We start from the raw sequence: 13,592 nt of genomic DNA on the forward strand, positions 1-13,592 counted from the left end.
GGTTAGAGGCCAAGACGGGCTAGGTAATCTTACCCTTAATTGCTGGGAGCGTCTCTCGTAACATCGGTGATGGTGCCCTCGAAAGCGTCTCGCAGGGCGGCCGCGAAACGTAGCGGGTCGTGGACTGCACGCTCACCGACCTGGTGCACCTGGCGTAGGAGAAGCTTGGAACCGTGGTTCTTGACAGCATCGTCTAAGCCATCCAGGTCAGCAATTGCCGACGGATCTGCAACTACGATGCGTGGCTTGATCCCACCCGAGTAGGAGACGAAACTACGGATGTGGTCGCCGTGGGACATATCGGAGGTTTCCACATCGTTTGTGAGATTGAGGGCAAGGAGGATCTGGGCTTTCGATTTGCCCAGCCCCTCCCTCACCTCGGGCATCATCAGATGCGGGACAACTGACGTGTACCAGGAGCCTGGCCCGAACACGCACCAGTCCGCTTCCTCGATGGCTTCAAGCACTTCGGGATTGACATTGGCGGTGCTCGGAAAGAGCCGCACGCGCTCCACCCTGCCAGGCGCGACAGCAACGCGGGACTGCCCGCGCACGACCTTGGTGTGGCCGTTGTCGACAATGTCAGCTTCGATCTCCATCGGAGAGTTACTGAGCGGCAGGACCCTGCCCTTCACTTCGAGAAGCCGACCAACCACGTCCAAGCCCTTGACCGGATCTTCAAGCAGGTTCCACAGGGACGCGATGAGGAGGTTACCGGTCGCGTGATTATTGAGCGGACCGTCCGTTTCGAAACGGTGCTGCAGAACATCGCGCCACAGCTGCCCCCACTCACCATCGTCACAGAGCGCCGACAGTGCCATCCGCAAATCACCGGGCGGGAGGATACCGAGCTCGCCGCGAAGCCGACCGGATGATCCACCATCGTCCGCCACCGTCACAACGGCCGTCAGATTACCCGTGACGTGCCGGAGTGCGGACAGGGTGGCGTAGAGTCCGTGCCCACCGCCAAAGGCCACAACTCTGGGGCCACGTGCACCCGTGGGAAGCATCGCTATTCCCTCCCCAAGTCGCGGTGGACAGTCACGACGCGTGCGCCCCGATCCCTCAGGCCGGCCGCCATCCGCTCAGCCACGGCAACGGACCTGTGTCTCCCGCCGGTGCAGCCGATAGCGATGGTCACATTGGGTTTGAGCTGGCGCTCGTAGCCTTCGAGAATCCCGGCGATGAGTTCCGTGTAGCCGTCAACGAAGGTGGTAACACCGTCCTGCTCCATGACGTAAGCCTGGACGGGCTGGTCGTGTCCGGTTAGGTTCCGGAGCTCACCAATCCAGTACGGGTTGTTGATGAACCGCACATCGGCAACGTGATCCGCGTCCATCGGAAGCCCGTATTTGAAGCCGAAGGACATGACCGTGACGCGGGTCTGCAGTTCACCTTCGGCTGCTACGAGCTGGCGAATGCTTCGGCCCAGCTCGTGCACCGACATGTTCGACGTATCAATGATGGAATCGGCGCGCTTGCGCAGATCGGCCACGAGCTCACGCTCGGCGTGGATCGCGTCGAGGAGCCGCCCCTCGTCCTGGAGCGGGTGGGGCCTGCGCACGTTTTCGTAGCGGCGTACGAGCTCGGCATCATCGCATTCGAGGAAAAGAATGCGGTGGGGCACTCCCCCATCGCGTAGCTCGTCAAGGGTTACCTGCAATTCGGCAAAGAATTCTCGGCCGCGCACATCGGCAACGACCGCGACCCTGCGGACGGTGCTGGTTGGCGACATGAGCCCCGTCAGCGCGCGCAGGAGCCTGGGTGGCAGATTGTCGACAACGTACCAGTCCAGGTCTTCAAGGACTGCCGCGGCACGGGATTTTCCTGCGCCGGACATCCCGGTGATGATCACCAGTTCGGGTGTTTCCGGCGCGGGATTGCTTGCTTCTGCCTCAGCGTCCGGAACCCAGGCAGGGAAGGAATCTGTCTGGTCAATATCGTTGTCAGCCATGTACCTATGGTGCCAGGTTTTGTTTCTCCTCGGGCACCAAGATCAGCACTTGCTCCCGGGCAATACCTCCCTGCTCGGCCCTTGCCAGGCACTCCATAGGTCAACTCGGAAAGGACGGCGAAGTCCTGCTTATCAAGGCCTGGCCACAGATCGTTCAATCGGCCGCACTAGTACTCAACCGTGTTCCCGTTACCCATACCAGCAGCTTCCCGGGTTCACGATCCCCTGGTCCACTTCCCGGGTTCACTTTCCGGCTTTATTTTCCACCTCCGAATCGCAGACAACAGATTCGGTATTGGAAACAACCGTTTCCTCGTCTACCTCATTATCTGCTGGGTGGAAGTGGTCGAAGATTCGCTGGGCGAAGGAGGGTCCGATGCCGGGGGCGGTTCCGAGTTCTTCGACGGTAGCCTGCTTGATCTTCGCAACGGAACCGAACGTGTCGAGAAGGTCCTTTTGGCGTGCGGGACCGAGCCCGGGAATCGCATCCAACTGAGACCGGGTCATGGCCTTCGAGCGGCGCTTACGATGATGAGAGATCGCGAAGCGATGGGATTCATCGCGCACGTGCTGAAGCAGGTGCAGTGCGGCCGAGTTGCGGGGAAAGATGACAGGGAAGTCATCACCGGGAACCCACACTTCTTCGAGCCGCTTGGCAAGGCCCACGACCTCAACATCCACCCCGAGCTCGTCGACAACGCGCTGGGCGGCATTGACCTGCGGAAGACCCCCATCAACGACGATGAGATTGGGTTTGTAGGCAAATTTCTTCACCCTGCCAGTATCGGGATCGATGGCTCCGGAAACCGCCTCGTCATCAACATCGCGGGAGCCTGTCTGGACCTTCGCAAGTCTGCGCCGGAGGATCTCGTCCATGGCCGCCGTATCATCGCGTGCCCCCTCGCCATTCTCACCGCGCACAATATAGTGGCGGTAGTCGGACTTGCGGGGCATGCCGTCTTCAAAGACAACCATGGAAGCAACCTGGTGAGTGCCCTGGGTGTGGGAGACGTCGAAACATTCAATACGTAACGGTGCCGCACTGAGGCCGAGGACGTCACGGAGATCCTCGAGTGCCTGCGCGCGCTGGGTCAGGTCACCGGAGCGCTTGACCTTCGCCCGGGCGAGCGCCTGCTTCGCATTCTCCTCCACCATGTCCGCGAGCCTCTTCTTGTCGCCACGCTGAGCGATGTGGAGGTTGATGCGGGCTCCGCGACGCTCTTCCAGCCAGGCGGTGATGGCGGCCTCGTCATCGGGCATGACCGGAACAATGATTTCCCTCGGAATAGCTGTCGTTGGCGTGTGGGTCCGGTCGTCAACCGACCGTGCCTGTCCCTGCGGCATCTCCCTCGAGGGCCGCAGCAGGTCGCGGTCACCCTGCTCGCCGTAGATCTGGAGCAACATTGCGGTCACAAGACCCGCTTCGTCAAGGTTTTCGACTCGCTCGGTCACCCAACCGCGCTGACCGCGGACGCGGCCACCACGCACGTGGAAGACCTGAACCGAGGCTTCCAGTTCGTCCGTCACGAGACTGAAAACGTCAACATCGGTGCGATCGGGGAGCACGACAGCGTTTTGTTCGACAACCTTCTTGAGGGCTGTCACGTCATCTCGCAGGCGTGCTGCCTTTTCGAAGTCGAGGTTCGCTGCCGCTTCCTTCATGGCCCGTTCCCGGGCACGAATATGCCGTCCCGTGTCGCCATCGAGGAAGTTGCACAGCTCCTCCGCAAGCTCGCGGTGGTCATCTTCGCTGATGCGACCCACGCAGGGCGCAGAGCACTTGTCGATGTAGCCGAGCAGGCAGGGCCTGCCCGAACGCTGTGCCTGATTGAGCACTCCGGCCGAGCAGGTGCGGACCGGGAAGATGTGCAGGAGGGAATCGAGGGTGTGCCGGATCGCCCACACCTGTGTGTAGGGACCGAAGTATCGGTTCCCGCGGCGGTGCGCGTTGCGGGTGATGCCGGCCCGCGGGATCTTCTCCGACATGGTGACCGCCAGGTACGGGTACGACTTGTCGTCGCGGTACATGACGTTGAAACGGGGATCGAATTCTTTAATCCACGCGTACTCGAGGGTGAGTGCCTCAACCTCGGTTGTCAGCACCACCCATTCCACTCGTTGCGCGGTTGTCACCATCATCCGCGTGCGCGGATGAAGGAGGGTGAGGTCCTGGAAATAGTTGACGAGGCGCTGACGGAGGTTCTTGGCCTTTCCGACGTAGATGACGCGATCGTCCTCGTCGATGAACCGATACACTCCCGGATTGGTCGGGATATCGGAAGTCTTTGGACGGTAGGTAGACGGGTCGGCCATAACCCCTACCTTAGGAGCGGAGCCAAGAATTGTCCGGTATAGGACTCCTTGACCTTGACAATGTCCTCCGGTGTGCCTTCGGCAATGACCTGGCCTCCCCCGGCACCACCTTCCGGTCCCATGTCGATCACCCAGTCGGCCGACTTGATGACATCAAGGTTGTGCTCAATGACGATGACGGTGTTGCCCTTGTCGGTCAGTCCCTGCAAGACCTTCAAAAGCTTCGACACGTCCTCAAAGTGCAGACCGGTTGTGGGTTCGTCAAGAACGTAGACGGACCGTCCATTACTGCGCCGCTGGAGCTCGGTCGCGAGCTTCACGCGCTGCGCCTCACCACCGGACAGGGTCGTAGCCGACTGTCCAAGACGCACGTAACCGAGTCCCACCGAGTCGAGGGTGGAAAGGTGGCGGGTGATGCCGGAAACGGGGCCGAAGAAGTCGAGTGCTTCCGAGATCGTCATCTCCAAAACATCGGCAACGGACTTCCCCTTGTACTTCACTTCGAGGGTGTCGCGGTTGTAGCGTTTGCCTTCGCACACCTCGCAGGGAACGTACACGTCGGGCAGGAAGCTCATCTCAATCTTGATGGTGCCGTCTCCCTTGCAGGCCTCGCAGCGGCCGCCCTTGACGTTGAAGGAGAAGCGGCCGGGGCCGTAACCGCGAACCTTCGATTCGGGTACCTCGGCAAAGAGCTTCCGCACCCGGTCCCACACGCCCGTGTAGGTGGCCGGGTTCGAACGCGGGGTCCGTCCAATTGGAGACTGATCAACATGGATGACTTTGTCCAGGTCTTCCAGACCTGTCACGGACGTGTGTCGGCCGGGAACGATGCGTGCCCGGTTGAGCTGGTTGGCGAGAGAGTTGTAGAGGATCGAGTTCACGAGGGTGGACTTGCCGGAACCTGACACACCGGTCACCGTGACAAAGCATGCTCTCGGGAATCCGACCGTGACATTCTTCAGGTTGTTTTCACGCCCGCCCTTGACGAGGATCTGCTTCTTCTTGTCGACCTTGCGGCGCTCCTTGGGCACGGGAATGCTTCGCCTGCCCGACAGGTAGGCGCCCGTGACGGAGTCTTCGGTCTCGAGCAGTCCCTCGTAGTGACCGGAGTAGACGATCTTTCCGCCGTGCTCACCGGCACCGGGACCAATATCAACGACGTAGTCTGCCGCCTTGATCGTGTCCTCATCGTGCTCGACAACGATGAGCGTGTTGCCGAGATCCCGGAGCTTCTCCAAAGTCTGGATCAGGCGCGCATTGTCCCGCTGGTGCAAACCAATCGACGGCTCGTCGAGCACGTACAGCACGCCAACCAGCGCCGCACCGATCTGGGTAGCGAGCCGAATGCGTTGCGCTTCGCCACCCGATAGGCCCGTTGCCCCGCGGGACAGTGTCAGGTAGGTGAGTCCAACATCGACGAGGAAGCCGAGACGGAACTGGGTTTCTTTCAGCACAGCATCCGCGACTGCCTGCTGCTTCGGGGTAAGTTCCAGGTTGTTGAGGAAAACGGATGCTTCCTCCACGGAAAGATCGCACAGTTCGGAAATGGAGAGGCCGCCAACAGTTACCGCGAGCACCTCGGGCTTGAGCCGGGCCCCGTGGCACGCTGGGCACGGCACTTCTCTCATGTAGGCTTCGTAGCGTTCTTTGGACCATTCCGATTCGGTCTCTTCACGCTTGCGCTTGACGAAATCAAGAACACCTTCGAAACCGGTGGCGTAGGTGCGTTCCCTCCCCCACCGGTTCTTGTACTTGACCTTGACCTTGTAGTCCTTGCCGTACAGCAGGGTATCCTGGATGTCCTTACCGAGCTCGCCCCAGGGGGTATCGACCGAGAATCCAATCTCGTCACCGAGGGCGGTCAGCTGACGGGTGAAGAAGGCCTTGTTTCCCGCCCAGGGCAAGATAGCCCCGTCGCGGATCGTGATCGATTCATCCGGGACAACAAGGGCCGGGTCGACCTCGAGCTTGGCGCCGATGCCTGAGCATTCCGCGCACGCACCGTAGGGCGCGTTGAACGAGAAGGTGCGGGGTTCGATCTCCTCCAGGCTAAGAGCGTGATCGTTCGGGCAGGCACGCTTTTCGGAGTAGCGGCGGAAGCGGATCGGATCATCCTCCTCCACGTCCATCCGCTCAATCACGACAAGACCGTCCGTCAGCCGCAGTGCGGTCTCAACGGAGTCCGTCAGTCGCCTCGTCGAATCCTTGCGAATAAGTCGGTCAACAACGACGTCAATGTCATGGCGGAGCTTCTTATCGAGCGCCGGCGGGTTGTCGAGCCTGACCATTTCCGAGTCGATCTTGGCACGTGAGAAGCCCTGCTGCTGGAGTTCGGCAAGCAGCTCAGCGTATTCGCCCTTGCGTCCTCGAATGACGGGGGCGAGAACCTGGAAACGTGTCCCTTCCGGCAACTCCATGACGTGGTTGACGATCTGTTCAGCCGACTGGGAGCTGACCACTTCCCCACATTCGGGGCAGTGCTGAATGCCGGCACGGGCGTACAGCAGACGTAGGTAGTCGTAGACCTCGGTGATGGTACCGACCGTGGAACGCGGGTTGCGGGATGTCGACTTCTGGTCGATAGCAACAGCCGGTGAGAGTCCGCCAATGTAGTCAACCGACGGCTTGTCCATGCGACCCAGGAATTGCCGGGCGTAGCTCGACAGGGACTCAACGTAACGGCGCTGCCCTTCAGCAAAAATCGTATCGAAAGCGAGGGATGATTTGCCGGAGCCGGAAAGTCCAGTGAAGACGACCAGTTGGTCGCGTGGGACTTCAAGATCAACGTTCCGGAGGTTATGTTCGCGCGCGCCGTGGACAACAATTTGTTCAGTCACCTGGCTAGTGTAACGCCTCCACCTAGCTCTCGAACAAATGTACCTATGTGAGTTTCGATGATAGCGAAGACACGTACCTTCGCATTCGCACCGAGTATGTAAACAGTGACCAGAACGTGGCCTTCCGGTGACAGTATTCGGCAGAACTGGGTAGGGTGGGTCCATGAGTTTGAGCTATCACACCGGTCCCGGACTGCCACCCGTCACGATCGACATTGGTGATATTCGGGTGACGAAGATGTCCGTTGGGGACATGGATAACAACGTCTACCTGATCGAAAACAATCTCGGTGACGCCGTCATTGTCGATGCGGCCGCCGAACCGGACAGGATTGCTGAGCTCGCTTCCGGCAAGACTGTGCACGCGATCATCACCACCCACGAACACCACGACCATATTGGTGCTCTCGAGACGGTCTCGCATGTCTTCCCCGATGCGGACATTCTCGCCACCGCCGAAACGGGAGGAGCCCTTCCCGTAAAAGCGACCGGCGAGCTCAAGAACGGTCAGAACAAGTCCTTTGGTGATCTCGAACTAGAATTCATCGCGTTGCGCGGTCACACCCCGAACGGGATTGCCATTGTCGTTGCCGGCACCCACATCCTCACCGGCGATTCACTCTTCCCCGGCGGGGTCGGAAAGACTCCGTCAGATCAGGCTTTCTTCCTGCTCTTCAATGACGTACGGGACCGCATCTTTGCTCGCTTCGATGACGACACGGTTATTCACCCCGGTCACGGGGATTCCACAATGGTTGGTGAGCAGCGCCCGCAGCTCGCCGAATGGGAAGGACGACGCTGGTGATTTTTGCTGTTCTCTACACGTATGATCCGGAACGGGACGACATTCACGATGTTCGCCCCCTGCACCGCGAGTTCCTGAAAGCGGAATATGATGCGGGCCGGTTGCTTGCGAGTGGCCCCCGGGGCGGCGGCGCACTGCTGATCATCAAGGCCGATTCTGAACAAGAGCTGCGGAATAATCTTGCTGGCGACCCGTTCATGAAGTCAGGCATTGTCATGGCTCTTGACGTTGAGGAGTGGACGGTTGTTTACGGCCCCTGGTCATGAGGCGCGTTGATCCATTCATTGTCGCCATCCTTCTCGCCTTCGCTGTCGGCCTGTTCTGGCCGGCACCGGATGGCGTGCGCGATGGCATTGCCGTCACGGGTGACATTCTCGTTGCGATCCTTTTTTTCCTCTACGGTTTGCGCCTGCGCACCTCGGAAGTTCTGGACGGCCTAACTAACCTCAAGGTGCAGGGACTCATTTTTGTCTCCACCTACGTTGTGTTCCCCATCGTCGGACTTGCCTTGCACCCGGTCCTGACGCCCGTACTCGGTGATGGTTTCGCGAACGGATTCCTTTATCTCGCGTTCTTGCCATCGACGATTCAGTCATCGGTGACCTTCACGTCGATCGCACGCGGTGACACGGCCGCTGCCGTGTGTGCGGCAACCTTCTCCAATATCCTCGGCATGTTCTTGACCCCGCTCTACGTGCTTGTCTTCATGAATATTGACGGCGCGAGTGCGGGATCGCTCACGACGGTCCTCACCCAGCTACTTCTGCCTTTCATCATCGGCCAGATCCTTCAGGTCTGGTTCGGTGACTGGATACGCAGGTATCCGAAGCCGCTCAAGATCTATGACCAAGGCACGGTCGTCGTCATCGTCCTGGCCGCGGTGCTTGATTCCACAGCCGCTAATACGTGGGACGGGGTGACGATCCTCCAGATCACAATCATCATCCTGCTGTCGTGCGTGCTCCTTGCCGGCATCCTTTCCTTCACCTGGTACTCAGGCGCCTGGTTCAAGGTGAAGCGGGCTGGCAGGATCGCGATTCTCATGTGCGGATCGAAGAAGTCCCTGGCAACCGGCTTGCCCATGGCGCAGGCGATCTTCCCCGCCTCCCTCATCGGCCCCATCGCCGTCCCCGTCATCATCTTCCACCAGATTCAGCTTCTCGTGTGCGCAATTATTGCGTCTCGTTTGGGTCGTGAGGACACGCTGGCTGAGTAGGCGTTATCGTAGCCCTATGAAGCCGTTCCTCCTGATCGCGACCCGTGCCGAAGACGACACTGCGGATGCTGAATATGAACAGTTCCTCCGCTTTGGCAACCTGGACGAAAGTGAGCTCGTGCGCCTGCGCCTCGAGCAGCGGCCCATGCCAGACATTAATCTCGATGATTTTTCGGGGATCATCGTTGGTGGCAGTCCCTTCACGGGCTCGGATCCGGACGACCAAAAGTCGGATACCCAGAAGCGGGTCGAGCAGGAGATCAGCACTCTCCTCGACGAGGTTGTAGTCCGGGACTTTCCTTTCCTCGGAGCCTGCTACGGGGTTGGCACACTTCTCAGTCACCAGGGTGCGGTTATCGACTCCACCTATTCCGAACCCGTCGGCGCAGTCATGATCAGCCTGACCGAAGACGGGAGGCAGGATCCGCTGCTGGCGGAGGTGCCGGACACCTTCGGTGCCTTCGTTGGCCACAAGGAGGCCTGCACGGTATTCCCGGCCCACGCTGTCCTGCTGGCATCCTCCCCCACGTGTCCGGTGCAGATGTTCCGCCTCAAGAACAACCTGTACGGCACCCAGTTCCATCCGGAACTCGATGCCCCTGGAATTGCCACAAGAATCCGCACCTACAAGGACTTTGGATACTTTGAACCGGACCAGGCAGACAGCCTCATTGCCGAGACCAGCCAGTGGGATGTCAGCGACGCCAACCGGGTCGTTGCTGCGTTCACCGCACGCTACGCAACGCGCTAACGACGCACGAGCAACGCAACCAGCAATCCACCTGTCACAAAGAAACGTGAGTGAACTCGACGTTCACCCACGTTTTCTCCTGCTACGAGGTAGCGTGCTCCGGTGGCCTCATCAGCATCTCTTGAATGCTGATGACCGGGCTGGGATCTTCCTGCTCGCTAGTTGTTAAGGAAGGGACCCTGGTTCGGATCATTCTTGTCCTGGCGTGGGGTGTTCGAAGTATCCCCTACGCTGCCCGGCACATTCTGCGTATCGGACTGCTGTCCCTTCGTGCCGGTTGTTGACCGCTGCGGAGCTGCGGCTTCGGCAGCCTCCCGCTTCTTGCTGCCATACAGCGACGCCACGACAGTAATCGCGATGACGACGAGGATGAAGCTGAGCGAGAGCGCAATCCCGGGCTCGGGGATATTGAGAAGCAGATCGTAGCCGTGGAAGGCGTGGATGATGAGCTTGATCGCGATAAAGCCGAGGATCGCCGCGAGGCCGTAGTGCAGGTAGATCAACTTCTCGAGCAGGCCATCCACAAGGAAGAACATCTGGCGGAGCCCAAGCAGAGCGAAGACGTTGGCTGTGAACACGATGTAGGGCTCGTTCGTGAGGCCGTAGATGGCTGGGATCGAGTCGAGCGCGAACATGAGGTCTACAGTGCCGATGGCAACGATGCAGAGGAACAGCGGAGTAATCCACGACTTGCCTTCGCGGCGCACGACAAGCTTCTGATCAACGAAACCTTCGGTCACCCGGAAGTGTTTTTCGGCGAAGCGAACAACAGCATTGGGCTTGTAATTCTCGATCTCGTTCTGCTTCGCATCCGGGTCATCCACGCCCTCGCGTAGCTGGCTGATCGCCGTGTAGAGCAGGAAAGCTCCAAAGATGAAGAACATCCAAACGAACTGGTCGATGAGGGCCTTGCCGAGAAGAATGAAGATAAGGCGGAGAACGAGGGCAATGACAATGCCGTAGAGAATAACCTTCTGCTGGTACTTACGCGGCACCTTGAAGGAAGCAAGCACGATGATGAAGACAAAGATATTGTCGACCGATAGTGCTTTTTCGACCGCGTAACCGCTGTAGTACTCACCGGCGAGGGTGCCGCCGTGGCGCCACAGGATGACGAGGCCAAAGAGCAGGGCGATAGCAACGTAGAAGGCGGACCAGATGCCGGCCTCCTTGAGTGTTGGCTCGTGTGCCTTACGCACGTGACCGAAGAGGTCAATGAGAATCAGGATAAGGGCGATACCACCGAGTGCGAACCATTCCCACGTGTGGACCTGCATCTGCTCTGCAGTGGATGCACCCTGTGCGAACATGGCATTGGTGGAGAGCTGGGTTGCCAGCAAAACATACCTCCGGGTTGTTGATCCGAAGGTCTCTTCCCACCGTAGAACGGTCGCGGACCGAGTGCATTCGCACCGTGATGACGGCCCACTGTTGCTCGGGAATACTCCCCTTCGCTAGCTTCATCCGTAACTCTACGGGACGAAAGACCCGTTGCCCACACCTTGCTCGGGTGTTGCCCTATGAAATAGACAACCATCCAGGAATTGTTGAGCAAAGGGCGCCTAATAGAGCCTGACCAGCGACAATGATGCCAGTTGTAAGGAACGAGGGTCGATCACATCGGGCGCTGGGGGAATGGGCGGGGCTCCCTAGGAGGTTGCTGCCTCCATCTGCCTCAGTTCCTTCTTCAAGTCCTGGATCTCGTCACGCAGGCGTGCAGCAAGCTCAAACCTCAGGTCCTCTGCCGCCTGCTTCATCTGCTCATCCAGCTCGGCAATGAGGCCCCTGAGGTCCCCGGTTGCCCTGCCGGCAAGGGCTTCGCGGGTTTGTGGGACGGGTGTGGCCTTGCGGTATCCGCCCTCAAGTAGCTCGGCGGTATCAATCTCTTCGCGGGCGAGCATGTCCGTCACGTCCGCAATCTTCTTGCGCAGCGGCTGCGGGTCGATGCCTCGTTCGGTGTTGTAGGCGATCTGCTTCGTGCGGCGCCTGTTCGTCTCGTCGATCGCCTCCCTCATATTTGGGGTGATCGTGTCCGCGTACATGTGGACTTGTCCGGAAACGTTACGTGCAGCACGGCCAATGGTCTGGATGAGCGAGGTGGTGGAGCGCAGGAAGCCCTGCTTGTCAGCGTCGAGGATGGCGACAAGAGAGACTTCGGGAAGGTCAAGGCCCTCGCGCAGCAGGTTGATTCCAACAAGGACATCAAAAACACCGAGCCGGAGCTCTCGGAGCAACTCGACTCGCCTGAGTGTATCGACGTCGGAGTGTAGGTATTCGACCTTGACCCCGCGCTCAGCAAGGTAGTCGGTCAAGTCTTCCGCCATCTTCTTCGTCAAAGTTGTGACGAGCACACGCTCATCACGTTCAGTGCGGGCCTTCACTTCACCAAGGAGGTCATCGATCTGCCCCTCGACCGGTTTGACGATGATTTCGGGGTCGACGAGACCGGTGGGGCGAATGATCTGTTCAACAAAGCCGTCCGATTGCTCCATCTCGTACTTGCCCGGGGTGGCGGACAGATAGACGGTTTGCCCGATGCGTTCGAGGAATTCGTCCCATTTGAGGGGTCGGTTGTCCATGGCCGATGGTAGGCGGAAGCCGTGCTCAACAAGGGTCCTCTTACGCGACATGTCGCCTTCGTACATGGCACCAATCTGGGGCACGGTCACGTGTGACTCGTCGATGATGAGAACAAAGTCGGACGGGAAGTAGTCGAGAAGAGTGTGGGGTGCTGTTCCCGGGCCACGCCCATCAATATGCCGCGAATAGTTCTCGATCCCGGCACAGGATCCGACGTTGCGCATCATCTCCAGGTCGTAGCTCGTGCGCATCGACAAGCGTTGCGCTTCGAGAAGCTTGTTCTGCGACTCTAGTTCGGCGACCCGCTCGTCCAGTTCAGCCTCGATCGAGCGGATGGCTTTCTCCATGCGTTCCGGGCCCGCCACATAATGCGAGGCGGGGAAGAGATGTGCGTGGTCGGTTTGGCGCAGAACGTTGCCGGTGAGGGGATGCAGGTAGGAGAGTTCGTCGATTTCGTCACCGAACATTTCGATGCGGATTGCGAGTTCTTCGTAGACCGGGATGATTTCGATGGTGTCTCCGCGCACGCGGAAGGTTCCCCGTGTGAAGGCAATGTCGTTGCGTGTGTACTGCATCTGCACGAACTGGCGTAGCAGTTCGTCGCGATCAATTACTTGTCCGACTTCGAGCCTCACCATGCGATCAACGTATTCTTGCGGGGTACCGAGGCCGTAGATGCAGGACACGGATGCGACGACGACCGTATCGCGGCGTGTCAGGAGCGAGTTCGTGGCCGAGTGACGGAGCCGCTCCACCTCATCGTTGATCGATGAGTCCTTCTCGATAAATGTATCGGTTTGGGGCACGTAGGCTTCGGGCTGGTAGTAGTCGTAGTAGGACACGAAGTACTCGACCGCATTGTTGGGTAGGAGTTCGCGGAACTCTGATGCCATCTGCGCCGCCAACGTCTTGTTGGGCTCCAGAATCAGCGTGGGACGTTGAATCTGTTCGATCAACCAGGCCGAGGTAGCGGACTTACCGGTACCGGTCGCACCCAGAAGCACGATGTCCTTCTCCCCCGAATTAATCCTTTCGGTCAGCTCCGCGATTGCGGTCGGCTGATCACCCGAAGGCGTGTATTCGGTGATGACATCAAAGGGTGCCTCGGCACGGACGAGGTCGGTGACAGGTCGCAT

The 13,592-nt window shown here is 59.4% G+C and carries 10 protein-coding genes; 4 read left to right on the forward strand and 6 right to left on the reverse strand.

Annotated features, from left to right (window positions below; translation table 11 throughout):
• Positions 1–35: 35 nt before the first annotated feature.
• The 4 genes from BN1241_RS11835 to uvrA all read right to left on the reverse strand — a co-directional run bounded on the left by BN1241_RS11835 (position 36) and on the right by uvrA (position 7,104).
• A complete protein-coding gene (locus BN1241_RS11835) occupies positions 36–1,010 on the reverse strand; it encodes a gluconeogenesis factor YvcK family protein (protein WP_054953751.1) in 975 nt (324 codons plus the stop codon).
• Between the two features lie 2 nt (positions 1,011–1,012).
• Positions 1,013–1,954: an RNase adapter RapZ gene (gene rapZ, locus BN1241_RS11840; protein WP_054953752.1), complete on the reverse strand. Its 942-nt coding sequence runs from the start codon at positions 1,952–1,954 to the stop codon at positions 1,013–1,015.
• Between the two features lie 243 nt (positions 1,955–2,197).
• On the reverse strand, positions 2,198–4,267 hold the full coding sequence (gene uvrC / locus BN1241_RS11845; protein WP_077138379.1) for an excinuclease ABC subunit UvrC: 2,070 nt from the start codon (positions 4,265–4,267) through the stop codon (positions 2,198–2,200).
• A 5-nt stretch (positions 4,268–4,272) separates the two neighbouring features.
• The gene (uvrA, locus tag BN1241_RS11850; protein ID WP_054953753.1) at positions 4,273–7,104 is read right to left on the reverse strand and encodes an excinuclease ABC subunit UvrA; all 2,832 of its coding nucleotides are present in this window, start codon (positions 7,102–7,104) and stop codon (positions 4,273–4,275) included.
• Between the two features lie 163 nt (positions 7,105–7,267).
• Between uvrA and BN1241_RS11855 the strand changes: the two genes are divergently transcribed.
• The 4 genes from BN1241_RS11855 to BN1241_RS11870 are packed head-to-tail and all read left to right on the forward strand — an operon-like array spanning position 7,268 to position 9,876.
• Positions 7,268–7,909, forward strand: coding sequence for an MBL fold metallo-hydrolase (locus BN1241_RS11855; protein ID WP_054953754.1), 642 nt, complete (start codon positions 7,268–7,270; stop codon positions 7,907–7,909).
• Positions 7,906–8,175 carry a YciI family protein gene (locus BN1241_RS11860; RefSeq protein WP_230198318.1) on the forward strand — a complete coding sequence of 90 codons (270 nt, stop codon included), beginning with the start codon at positions 7,906–7,908 and terminating at the stop codon, positions 8,173–8,175. Before BN1241_RS11855 ends, BN1241_RS11860 begins: the two co-directional genes overlap by 4 nt.
• Complete coding sequence (locus tag BN1241_RS11865; RefSeq protein ID WP_054953756.1) at positions 8,172–9,125, forward strand: bile acid:sodium symporter family protein; 954 nt, start codon at positions 8,172–8,174, stop codon at positions 9,123–9,125. Before BN1241_RS11860 ends, BN1241_RS11865 begins: the two co-directional genes overlap by 4 nt.
• 16 nt (positions 9,126–9,141) lie before the next feature.
• The gene (locus tag BN1241_RS11870) at positions 9,142–9,876 is read left to right on the forward strand and encodes a glutamine amidotransferase (RefSeq protein ID WP_054953757.1); all 735 of its coding nucleotides are present in this window, start codon (positions 9,142–9,144) and stop codon (positions 9,874–9,876) included.
• A gap of 158 nt (positions 9,877–10,034) precedes the next feature.
• On the opposite strand, the gene BN1241_RS11875 is transcribed toward BN1241_RS11870, so the two are convergent.
• Entirely contained in the window at positions 10,035–11,186 is a 1,152-nt protein-coding gene (locus BN1241_RS11875; protein WP_230198319.1) for a TerC family protein, read from the reverse strand.
• A 339-nt stretch (positions 11,187–11,525) separates the two neighbouring features.
• A complete protein-coding gene (gene uvrB, locus BN1241_RS11880; protein ID WP_054953758.1) occupies positions 11,526–13,592 on the reverse strand; it encodes an excinuclease ABC subunit UvrB in 2,067 nt (688 codons plus the stop codon).

This window comes from Flaviflexus massiliensis (assembly GCF_001375495.1).
Taxonomy (GTDB): Bacteria; Actinomycetota; Actinomycetes; order Actinomycetales; family Actinomycetaceae; genus Flaviflexus; species Flaviflexus massiliensis.